Below are 1,639 nucleotides of genomic sequence, written 5' to 3' on the forward strand. Positions count from 1 at the left end.
CCACATTAAAACGAAGGGTTAGTCAGCGGTTCATACGAAGGAAATGAGATGTTTTTGCCAGATGCAAGCTTTACAAAAACCGTATATCAATCGTCATTTGAAGAATGAGACGTCAATTTTTTGTTTCTCTGGATGGGCCCAAGGGGGCCGGTAAAACCACATTGCTGGAGGCCATTACGAAAGTACTCAGGGCTGACAACAAGAAGGTCATCCGGCTTTGCGAGAAAAAAAGCGATCCTTACAGGGGCGAAACAATGGCCCTGGTTAACAAGCTCGCCAGAAATCCCACTCTGGATTTGGAACGGGAGGTTTGTGAGCGCCTTGCAGATAGCCGTGCCTGGATTTCCAGGCATGTGCTGACTAAACAGCCAGTGGACTGCATTATCCTGATGGATCGCTGGTATCCGTCGGATGCCGCGTTTCGCCGGATGATTCCTTTTGCAGAGATTTTACAGCTTAACATTGAACGAAACGTGCGAACGCCAGACCTGCATGTCGGGGTGGTGACTGCACCTGACATTTCATGGGCGAGGGCCGCGTCCCGATCGCGTGGGCTGGGTAGTACGGTGATTTCTAAGCTGGAAGAGCATGTCGCTTGTACCACCGCGTTCGAGCGAGAAATAGCCAATCATGAATGGATTTTATGCCGTAATGAAGGAACGATCGAAGACGCAACGATGCAGGTAATTTCTGAGATCTACAAAGTGCCCGGATGCCCATAGGCATCGTCTTTTCCCTACGCATCCCATTTATTTGACAGGTATTACGCTTGTGGATAAGCGTTACAGGAATAAAAAAAATGTCCGGCGTTTTCTGACTGAGCAGTGCGGGGTAGACTTTTGGTTCGAAAGTGATTTTATGGCCTGGGTACGTAATGAGGTGCCTAAAACTCTGGCCGATGTGGCTGATGAGTGGAAGCTCAGGCAGTCACCATAACGCTGATATTTTAAATTCTGAGTCCTCGATGCCAAGGACTCAGTTCACAAGATCCTTAGTTCATTCCGTTCAGCTTTTCCATCACTTCATCAGATAAATTCAGCCGTGCGCTGGCCAGATTCTCCTGCAAATGTTCCGGCGATGACGTGCCGGGGATCAGCAAAATATTCGGTGAACGTCTGAGCAACCAGGCCAGCGCCACCTGCATCGGTGTGGCTTGTAAGTCAGCGGCTATTTCATCGAGTTGCGTTGATTGTAGTGGGGAAAATCCGCCCAGCGGGAAGAAGGGCACGTAGGCAATATCTTGCTCCGCCAGTTTATCCACCAGCGCATCGTCGTGGCGGTTGGCCAGGTTATACATATTCTGCACGCAGGCAATTGGTGTCAGTTTCTGCGCGTCCTCCACCTGTTTTACCGTGACATTACTCAGGCCAATGTGACGAACCAGTCCACGTTCTTTCAGCTTAATCATCGCCTCCAGCTGCGGTTCTAGGGATCCTTCTTTCGGCTGATGAATATCCAGCATACTGCGCAGATTCACCACTTCCATCACCTCAAGCCCCAGATTGCACAGGTTGTCTTCCACCGCGCTGACCAGTTCCTGCGGCGTGAATGCCGTTAACCAGCCACCTTTTTCATCACGACGAGCACCGACTTTGGTGACGATGCACAGATTGTCAGCGTAAGGATGCAGGGCTTTTTT

3 protein-coding genes are annotated in these 1,639 nt (G+C 50.2%); 2 read left to right on the forward strand and 1 reads right to left on the reverse strand.

Features of this window, described 5'->3' with window-relative positions; all coding sequences use genetic code 11:
• Positions 1-104 precede the first annotated feature (104 nt).
• Both M977_RS23705 and M977_RS25970 read left to right on the forward strand, forming a co-directional pair.
• Positions 105-722, forward strand: coding sequence for a dTMP kinase (locus M977_RS23705; RefSeq protein WP_064519604.1), 618 nt, complete (start codon positions 105-107; stop codon positions 720-722).
• A 31-nt stretch (positions 723-753) separates the two neighbouring features.
• Positions 754-936, forward strand: coding sequence for a DUF6434 domain-containing protein (locus tag M977_RS25970; protein ID WP_280643864.1), 183 nt, complete (start codon positions 754-756; stop codon positions 934-936).
• 55 nt (positions 937-991) lie between these two features.
• On the opposite strand, the gene M977_RS23715 is transcribed toward M977_RS25970, so the two are convergent.
• Positions 992-1,639 (reverse strand): oxidoreductase (locus M977_RS23715; RefSeq protein WP_064519610.1); only part of this gene is annotated, 648 nt, incomplete at its 5' end.

This window comes from Buttiauxella gaviniae ATCC 51604 (assembly GCF_001654835.1).
Lineage (GTDB): Bacteria > Pseudomonadota > Gammaproteobacteria > Enterobacterales > Enterobacteriaceae > Buttiauxella > Buttiauxella gaviniae.